Raw genomic sequence first — 8,383 nt, 5'->3', positions numbered from 1 at the left:
TCACCACCGGTGGCCGAGTTCTGACACCCGATCAGCCGTCAGCCCTTTCCGAACAGGCCGAGATAGCGGCGGGAGCTGTTCGGGCTCAGGTTCGGGTTGTGCAGGGAGGATTGCACGTTGTCGGCTTCCGCGTTGTTGTAGTAGGCCTCGTAGGCGAGGAGTCCGGCGTTCGCCGCGAAGAACTCGTGCATCTTCTCGATGTAGAACGGGTTGTCGCCGCCACCGCCGGTCGAGCGCACCAGGTCCCCATTCGGGGACGGCGAACCGCTTGCCGTGGGCGCGGGCGAAGGCGGCGACGGTGCACAGCCCGGAACGCTGCTGGCATTGCCGGGTCCAGACCTGCTCCGTCGTGGACGCCGGATAGGAGTCGTAGGAGTCGATGCTGACGACGTCGACGTAGGCGTCGCCGGGGTAGGCGGACCAGACGTCCGCGCCGCTGCCGGGCAGGCTGTCGCGGTGCGCGGTCATGTTCCAGTCGATCTTCACGTGCGGAGCGGTCGACCGGATCGCGGTGGCGGCGTGTTGGAAGCAGCTTTTCCACGCCTGCGGATCCCGGACGTGCCACCAGAACCAGTCCCCGTTGAACTCCCAGCCGAGGCGCACGTAGGCGTCGCCGCGGCCGTACTTCGACAGAGTCTGCCCGAACTGGGCCCAGTAGCCGTCGTACTCACCGCGAGCGCACGCCTGTTCATTGCTGTTCTGCGGGTACAGCGGTTGCGCCACCGACAGCTCCCCGGGAAAGGCTGCCCGGGTGAACGCCCCGACCGGCCAGGACGCCGTGGTGATGCTCGGCCAGTTGGCGCGGTCCGTGAAAACGATCGCGAGATCGACGGGACGGCGGGTCCAAGCCGCCCACGCGGTCACGTCTGCCGGGAAGTTTCCATTGGCGCCGGATACCCAGCCCAGCCCGGACGGTGCCGGCTCCACGGCGGAGGGGTGCGTGGTGGTTGGTGACGGCCGCGGAGCGCGGGGACGCTCGGGCTGATCCGAGCAGGCCGCCACGCCCAGCACAACAGCCATCACCATCGTCAGTGCGGTCAGCGGCATCCATAACGGCCTGCCCGGGCGAGCCCGGTACCCGACCCGACCTCGCTGCCGGGCCGTCACGCTGCACGTTCCATCGGGTCCCTCGGTCCTTCCTGGCGCTCCGCTACCACGAAAACCAACCATACCGTTACGTCAGTGTCGTATCGGACAGTCGTCGCGGATGTGGCGGCCGAGCCCAGGATCGATCATGCTGGCAGGTCGGTCGATCGCGGCGATCAGATGCCGGAGAACACCGAGCCCCCGCGGGTACTGCTCCACGGGGACCTGGACCTGCTTGACTTCGATAAGAGTGGCGGCGTGCCGCCATATTTGCTCAGTTGACGGCACGCAGGCTGGTACCGCCCCTCCTGCGCAACCGGTTCAACGTGTCGGCGGTCGTGTCGTCGGCGGGAAGGAATACCACCAGCTGCTGAGCATCGGCGGCTGGGAGCTCCAGGACCTCGCGGTCAAGCCGCAGTTCACCAACCACGGGGTGTGTCCACCGCAGCGGACCGCGCCGTGGTAGCGCGTGCCGGTTCAGCCGCTGGGTGAAGTCGTCGCCGGCGACCGGAGCGAGTTCCGCCCTGAATTGGGCCGAGCGCTCGGCTGACGGGCCGTGCCACAGGTCGAAGGCTCGTTCGTCGGCGATCTGATCCCATTCCGGGAAGACCTCGCGGGCGCGCCTGTCGGTGAAGACGAAGCGCGTGAGGTTGGGCCTGTCGGTATCAAGCAGCCCCGACGGTCGGGCGACCAGGTCGAAGCCACTGGTGTACGCGAGGATGTCACCCAGGCGGTTGGTGACCAGTGCGATCCCTGGCTCGAGCTGGTCGAGCAGCTTGAGCACTGTCTGCCTGACCTCCAGCCGAGGTTGGGTGAGCGGGCCGGTACACACGCCAGCGGCGATCTTGGCCAGGTAGCGCAGGTGCTCCCGCTCGGAGACGTCGAGGCGCAGCGCGTCGGCGAGCGCGTTGACGACGGAGGCCGATGGGTTGCGGTCGCTCCCCTGCTCGATCCGGACGAGATACTCAACGCTGATGCCTGCCAGCGAAGCCAGCTCCGACCGCCGTAGCCCCGGGACGCGGCGCCGGGGGCCTGCCGGCAGGCCGAGCGTCTCGGGCCGGGTGGCATCGCGCCTGGCGCGGAGGAAGTCACCCAGCGGCGTACTCACGCTCTTCACTGTAAGACCGGAACGGCCTCGGTACGCCGTCCGATGCTGGCCCTATCAGGGCCAGCCTGCGCTCGGTCTGGCTGCCGCTGCCGGCGCGACCGAACATGTGACGCATGAGCGAAACCAGCAAACTTGTCATCGTCGTCGGCAGCGTGCGCGAGGCGAGGTTCGGACCGGTCGTGGCCTCATGGGCCGCCGAACAGGCCTCCGCGCATGGGAGCTTCGACGTAGAGGTCGTCGACCTCGCCGACTTTGAGATCCCCCTATCCCTGCCCGCCGCGTCGCCGAAGTACGCCGGAGACTCATACCCGCGCCCGGCGGGCATGGCACCCCTGACCGCGCGGCTCGACGCCGCGGACGCGTTCGTCCTAGTAACCCCCGAATACAACCATAGTTACCCGGCGTCACTGAAGGCTGCCATCGACTGGCACTTCACCCAGTGGACCGCGAAGCCGGTCGCTTTTGTCAGCTACGGCGGCGCGGCGGGTGGTCGGCACGCGGTCCTGCACCTGGAGAACGTCCTCACCGAGCTGCACGCGGTGACCATTCGCGACGGACTGGCATTCCCGAACTACTTCGTGAACTGGGATGCCGGCCGGCCGGCTGATCCCGACGCTCCCGGCTACGCCAAGACGTTGTTCAACCAGCTTGCCTGGTGGGCTGCCGCACTCCAGAAGGCACGCGCCGAGGTGCCCTACCCCGACTAGTGTCTCGTGATGATGGGCCCGCAGGCCCCCTCCTCACTCAGCTGATCGGTGAGCTGTCGACAACGGACCCCGCGGGCGTGCCGTCGGGCAGGCCGACCGCGGCGCTGTGGACGTCGGCGTGCATGACCCGGTTGGCCCCGTTCGGTGTCACCGGCCGCCCGCGGCGCCGCGGCGGGCGAACTCCTCCTGGGTGAGGTGTTCCGGGCAGTCGACCCGAATGTCGGACGGTCCGAGGCGGTAGTCGAAGAACGCGCAGCGGTGAACAGCGGGTTGGGCGTGGCGGGCGGGTCGGGGCGCGGGTTCGAAGTGCCGGCAGGTGGTGCACGCGCGCGTTACGCTGATCAGATGTTCGGCGTGCAGGCATTCCAGCAGGTCCAGGAGGGTTGCGAGCAGGTGCTCGCCGTCCGGGCGGGGGATCCTGGAGGTCGCTACCTCGACCGGGGCGGTCCACCGGGAGACCGCGTGCGCGGTCCGTTGGCCGTCGGCGGTGAGGTGTAGCCGGTAGTGACGCCGGTCGGCGGGGTCCTGCTGGCGGCCTACGAGCCTTTTGCGGCGCAGGGCCGCCACGGCGTCGCTGACGGTGGGGTCGGCCACGTCGAGTTCACGTGCCAGCGCGCTGGTTCGGGCCGGCGGGGGTGGTCCCGCATAGATGCGGGCGAGGACCCGAAGCTGGGTGGGGGACAGGTCGTGCGCCTCGGCCAGGCGGCGGGCGAGCACCTGCAGGGCCTCGCCGATCCGGTCGAGGGCGGCCACGATCTTCGCGTCGAGTCCGGGGTGGCGTTCCTCGGGGGTGCCGGGCGGCCTCACGCGCGCGGTCCGAACGCCGCGTGTATCGCCAGCACCGCTGCCTCCTGCCGTTGGGACTTTCCCGGGTTCGCGACGGCCGACCCGCCGCGAGGGTCGTAACGGGGAAGGTCGGAACCCGTGAGTGGACCTTAGCAATCCGATCCGCCCGGACCGGATCGTTAGGAGTCCTTGACATCAAAGGTCGCTCCGCACATAGTTCTCCTTGTCGAATGAAATTGTCGAGATAGCGGCCGATGCCGGGTTGGGCCGTGCGGCGCGGGAGCGTCGCCGGACCGGGCGGGTCCGGTCCGCGTCCGTGAGGGAACACCAAGGAGGCGAGCATGCCGAAGCTTGCCCGCAGTGACTGGTACGACCTTGCCCGCGACACCAACTGGTCGTTTGGCTATGTGTCCGAGCAGGACGTCTTCCCAGAGGAGCTGTCGGGGACGGGCCGGGTCTCAGCCGAGGGGTGGCTGGCCTGGGACGAGCCATACAAGATTACTTATCGGGAGTACGTGCACAACCAGGTGACGAAGGACACCACGACGTACTCGGTCAAGAACGCGATCGCCCGTTCGGCGCTGTTCGAGAAGCTCGACCCGGGATGGAAGTCGGTGATCCTGGCGCACTACGGCGCGATCACGATGCCGGAGTACCTCGCCTCCATCGGTGAGGCGCGGATGGGCCGGTTCGGGCGGGCGGCGGCGTGGCGCAATACGGCGACGTTCGGCACGCTCGACGAGGTCCGGCACGGCCAGATCCAGGCGTTCTTCCCCTATGGGTTGATCGGGAAGGAGCCGCGGGCCGACTGGGCGCTCAAGGCGTTCCACACGAACGACTGGATCGTGCTTGCGGTCCGGCAGCTGTTCGACGACATGTTCGTCGCCAACGACGCGCTGTCGATCGCGCTGCAGCTCACCTTCACCCTTGAGACCGGTTTCACGAACCTGCAGTTCCTCGGCATGGCGGCCGACGCGATCAAGGTGGGCGACCTGGAGTTCGGCTCGCTGATCTCCAGTATCCAGACGGACGAGGCCCGCCATGCCCAGCAGGGCGAGCCGACCATCAAGATCCTTGCCGAGGGTGGCCACAGGGACTGGGGCCAGTTCCTCATCGATCACATGTTCTGGCGGTCATGGCGGGTGTTCGCGCTGCTGACCGGCCTGTCGATGGACTACTACACCCCGCTCGAGCATCGGACGATGTCGTTCAAGGAATTCATCGAGGAGTGGGTGATCAAGCAGTTCTCCGACCAGTTCCGGGACTTCGGCCTGGAGTATCCGTGGTACTGGGAGGAGTTCGTCAACGAACTCACCTGGTACCACCACGCGATTCACCTCGGGGTGTGGAACTGGCGGCCGACGGTCTGGTGGAACCCGGACGCCGGCGTCTCGGCGGACGAGCGGGTGTGGCTGGAGGAGAAGTACCCGGGCTGGAACCGCACGTTCGGCAAGTACTGGGACGTCATCGGCGACAACATCCGCGCGGGGAAGGCCGAGGCCACCTTCCCGGAGACGCTGCCGTTGGTGTGCAATCTGTGCCAGCTGCCGATCGTGCGGGCCGCCGGCGTGGAAGCCGGCGCGCTGGCCTCGGCCGCTCCGCTGCGCCACACCCACGGGGGCCGTGACTACCTGTTCTGCTCGGAACCCTGCAAGTGGATCTTCGCGCGGCGTCCGGAGCGGTTCGCCGGGCACCGGTCGCTGGTGGACCGGTTCCTCGTCGGCGAGATCAGCCCGCCCGACCTCAGCGGCGTGCTCGCCTACATGGGGCTGTCGCCGGCCGAGCAGGGACAGGATGCCACCGGCTACGCCTGGGCGCAGGCCGCGGCGGCGGGCGCAACCGGCGCCAGGGCGGCACGGCGATGACGTCTTGGGCGCAGGTAACCCCCGGAGCGCAGGAGCACTCCCACGAGTACGTCCACGAGTACGTCCACGAGCACTCCGAGGGGGCCCGATGGCTCTGCTGCCGCTGAGCGCGGTTTTCGAACACGACTTCGTGTCGCTGCTGGTGGCGGTGGACGACGCCGACACCGTCGAGGTTGTCGGCCAAAAGATCGCTCACCACGTTGTGGGCCGGCGTCTGCCGGCCAGCGACGCGCCGGTGGGGGTCCGCCACAACGGTCAGGTGCTCGCCCGCGAGGCGCGCATCGGCGAGGCCGGCGTCGGCCCGCTCGACCATGTCGAAGCCTTCTTCGATGAGTAGCGCGTCGGCGGGTGGTGCGTCGGCGGGTGGCACCACAGTGGCGTGGACCGACGTCGCCTCGCTGGACGAGGTGTGGGAAGGCGATGTGCTCGAGGTGACCGCGGGCGCCGAGCAGGTGCTGCTGGCACACCTGCCCGGCGGGGCGCTACGGGCGTACCAGGCGGTGTGCCCGCACTCGCGGTTCCCGCTGGTCGACGGCGCCGTCGAGGACGGGGTGCTCACCTGCGCCGCGCATCATTGGGAGTTCGACCTGGCGACCGGCGAGAGCCTCAACCCGAGCGACTGCCGGCTGTACAGCTTCCCGGTGCGCGCCGACGGCGAGCGGATCATTGTCGGGATCCCGCCCGACGGCCGACGTCACTACCACCGCTGCCGTGGCGATGCGACCGCGGCCCCGACGGGGAGACGATTTTCATGACCGCCGACTCCAGCCGCCTGGTAGGCCCCATCGTCCGCGGATTCGATCCGGACGTCGTCGAGGCACTGCACGCCGCGATCGAGAAGGACAACCCCGACCAGACGCTGGTCGTGGAGGACCGCAACGGCTACGTGCGCATCAACGCGCCCCGCTTCCTGCGGGTCACCCGCACCAGCCTGGAGGAGGCCGCCGGCCGGTCCGTCCCGCTCGCCACCCTCGAACCCGCCCTCGCCGGCTTTGCCGGGCGGATGCGGTACGTGAGCGACGACGAACTCGTCTGGTACCTGGACCGGAAGGACTGAGGATGACCACCGCCCCCACGGCGAGGCCCCTGCGCACTTGGAGTGTGTTCGACGGGGCCCGCCGCAAGCCCAACGAGTACGAGACCGTCACCGGCCACTTCCACTACCATTTCGGGCGGCAGCCGGCCCCGTTTGACCTTGATCCCGACAGTCCGATCAACCGGTGGTACCTGCGCTACCGCGAGGGCTCGCCGCTGCGGGGCGTGGACTGGGAGGCGTTCCGCGACCCCGCCCAGCTCAACTACCGCCGCTACATCGCCCTGCAGCACGACCGGGAGATCTACGCCGAAGGTGTCGTCGACCACTTCGAGGCCCTCGATGCGGATGCCGGCCTGAACCCGGCCTGGGTGGGTGTCCTCGCGCGGCTTTACCTGCCTGCCCGCTACCTGTTCCACGTGCTGCAGATCACCAGCCTGTACGTCGGCCAACTCGGACCCAGCGCCTACGTCAGCAACGCCGCGTTCTTCCAGGCCGCCGACGAACTGCGCGCCCTGCAGTGGATCGCCTACCGGGCCAAGGCGCTGTCGTTGGTCCACGGTGCCGACCTCGCCGACAGCAGGGTCACCCGACGGTTCTGGGAAGACGACCCGGCCTGGCAACCCGCCCGAGAGGCGCTGGAGCGGTTGCTGGTCGCCTACGACTGGGCGGAGGCCTTCACGGCACTGAACCTCGTCGTCAAGCCGGCGCTCGACACCCTGCTCAAGACCGTCCTCGCCGACCTCGCGGACGCCAACGGCGACGGCCTGACCGCCCAGCTGCTGCGCGAGTCCGGCGTCGACGGCGCCCGCAGCCGGGCGTGGAGCGCGGCCCTGGCCCGCCACGCCATCGCCGGACGCCCCGACAACGCCGCGGTTCTCGCCGCCTGGGAAGAAAGCTGGCACCCCCGCGCGGAGAAGGCCGTCGCGGGCTTGGCGGCCCTGTTCGACAACGCCCCGAACCCGGCCAACCCGGCCGAGGTCGCCACCACCGTCGCCGCGACCACCGCGGCGTTCCGTGCCTCCTGGACCGGCACGGCGGATCCCGCCTGAACCTCCGGCCTCCACCACCGATCCGCCCCCGGGAAGGACCCATGTCCGTCACCGACGACTACTTGACCAACAACGCCGCCTACGCGAAGACCTTCGCCGGGCCGCTTCCGCTGCCGCCGTCCAAGCACATCGCAGCCGTCGCCTGCATGGACGCACGGCTCAACGTCTACGCGGTCCTTGGCCTGGGCGACGGCGAGGCTCACGTCATCCGCAACGCCGGCGGCGTCGTCACCGACGACGAGATCCGTTCCCTCGCGATCAGCCAGCGCCTGCTCGGCACCCGCGAGATCATCCTGATCCACCACACCGGCTGCGGCATGCTGACCTTCACCGACGACGATTTTAAACGCTCGATCCAGGACGAGACCGGGATCAAACCGGAATGAGCCGTGGAGTCGTTTACCGACCTGGCCGAAGACATACGCCAGTCGATTGCGCGGATCAAGGCGAGCCCGTTCATCCCGCATATCGACGCCATCCGCGGTTTCATCTTCGATGTTGCCACCGGACTGCTCACCGAAGTCGCGTGATATCCGCCTGCCGCACTCCGCTGTTCAGCGCCTTCGAGCATCGACTCACCATTACCGGCATCATTATCGGTTCTTTCTGACGGCACCGTATTTCTGACGATGCCGTATTTCTGACGACACCGGGCTTCGCCCGCCGTCGGGGTGCTTCGGGGATCCGTACCGTCGATCCGCGAAGGTAAGTGTTCGGTGATGTCGTGGGAGGGCTCGCCGAATGCC

General features: G+C 68.6%; 12 protein-coding genes. 8 read left to right on the top strand and 4 right to left on the bottom strand.

Translation table 11 applies throughout. The annotated features are described in order from the left end of the window. The 3 genes from AC08ON_RS13215 to AC08ON_RS13205 all read right to left on the bottom strand — a co-directional run bounded on the left by AC08ON_RS13215 (window position 1) and on the right by AC08ON_RS13205 (window position 2,194). Entirely contained in the window at window positions 1-1,020 is a 1,020-nt protein-coding gene (locus tag AC08ON_RS13215) for a glycoside hydrolase family 26 protein (RefSeq protein WP_476617071.1), read from the bottom strand. 159 nt (window positions 1,021-1,179) lie between these two features. Then, window positions 1,180-1,374, bottom strand: a complete 195-nt coding sequence (locus AC08ON_RS13210) for a hypothetical protein (protein WP_476617070.1) — start codon at window positions 1,372-1,374, stop codon at window positions 1,180-1,182. Beyond that, window positions 1,361-2,194, bottom strand: coding sequence for a helix-turn-helix domain-containing protein (locus AC08ON_RS13205; RefSeq protein WP_476607841.1), 834 nt, complete (start codon window positions 2,192-2,194; stop codon window positions 1,361-1,363). The genes AC08ON_RS13210 and AC08ON_RS13205 overlap by 14 nt, the downstream gene beginning before the upstream one ends. A gap of 113 nt (window positions 2,195-2,307) precedes the next feature. On the opposite strand from AC08ON_RS13205, the gene AC08ON_RS13200 reads away from it, so the two are divergent. Further along, complete coding sequence (locus AC08ON_RS13200) at window positions 2,308-2,901, top strand: NADPH-dependent FMN reductase (protein WP_476607840.1); 594 nt, start codon at window positions 2,308-2,310, stop codon at window positions 2,899-2,901. A gap of 147 nt (window positions 2,902-3,048) precedes the next feature. Here the strand turns inward: AC08ON_RS13200 and AC08ON_RS13195 are convergent, their stop codons facing one another. Then, the gene (locus tag AC08ON_RS13195; protein WP_476607839.1) at window positions 3,049-3,708 is read right to left on the bottom strand and encodes a MarR family winged helix-turn-helix transcriptional regulator; all 660 of its coding nucleotides are present in this window, start codon (window positions 3,706-3,708) and stop codon (window positions 3,049-3,051) included. A 320-nt stretch (window positions 3,709-4,028) separates the two neighbouring features. On the opposite strand from AC08ON_RS13195, the gene AC08ON_RS13190 reads away from it, so the two are divergent. The 7 genes from AC08ON_RS13190 to AC08ON_RS13160 all read left to right on the top strand — a co-directional run bounded on the left by AC08ON_RS13190 (window position 4,029) and on the right by AC08ON_RS13160 (window position 8,167). Beyond that, complete coding sequence (locus AC08ON_RS13190) at window positions 4,029-5,552, top strand: aromatic/alkene/methane monooxygenase hydroxylase/oxygenase subunit alpha (RefSeq protein WP_476607838.1); 1,524 nt, start codon at window positions 4,029-4,031, stop codon at window positions 5,550-5,552. 88 nt (window positions 5,553-5,640) lie between these two features. Continuing rightward, window positions 5,641-5,889 carry a toluene-4-monooxygenase system B family protein gene (locus AC08ON_RS13185; RefSeq protein ID WP_476607837.1) on the top strand — a complete coding sequence of 83 codons (249 nt, stop codon included), beginning with the start codon at window positions 5,641-5,643 and terminating at the stop codon, window positions 5,887-5,889. Further along, a complete protein-coding gene (locus AC08ON_RS13180) occupies window positions 5,882-6,307 on the top strand; it encodes a monooxygenase system ferredoxin subunit (RefSeq protein WP_476607836.1) in 426 nt (141 codons plus the stop codon). The genes AC08ON_RS13185 and AC08ON_RS13180 overlap by 8 nt, the downstream gene beginning before the upstream one ends. Then, entirely contained in the window at window positions 6,304-6,609 is a 306-nt protein-coding gene (locus AC08ON_RS13175) for an MmoB/DmpM family protein (RefSeq protein ID WP_011434683.1), read from the top strand. Before AC08ON_RS13180 ends, AC08ON_RS13175 begins: the two co-directional genes overlap by 4 nt. A gap of 2 nt (window positions 6,610-6,611) precedes the next feature. Beyond that, window positions 6,612-7,637, top strand: coding sequence for an aromatic/alkene monooxygenase hydroxylase subunit beta (locus AC08ON_RS13170; RefSeq protein ID WP_476607835.1), 1,026 nt, complete (start codon window positions 6,612-6,614; stop codon window positions 7,635-7,637). Between the two features lie 41 nt (window positions 7,638-7,678). Beyond that, entirely contained in the window at window positions 7,679-8,023 is a 345-nt protein-coding gene (locus AC08ON_RS13165) for a beta-class carbonic anhydrase (RefSeq protein WP_476607834.1), read from the top strand. Window positions 8,024-8,026: 3 nt separating this feature from the next. After that, window positions 8,027-8,167 carry a hypothetical protein gene (locus tag AC08ON_RS13160; RefSeq protein ID WP_476607833.1) on the top strand — a complete coding sequence of 47 codons (141 nt, stop codon included), beginning with the start codon at window positions 8,027-8,029 and terminating at the stop codon, window positions 8,165-8,167. Window positions 8,168-8,383 lie beyond the last annotated feature (216 nt).

It is taken from the genome of Frankia sp. CoWAU3, from assembly GCF_977971855.1.
The sequence above is the reverse complement of the archived record's forward strand: the minus strand, read 5'-3'. Positions and strand labels throughout refer to the sequence as shown.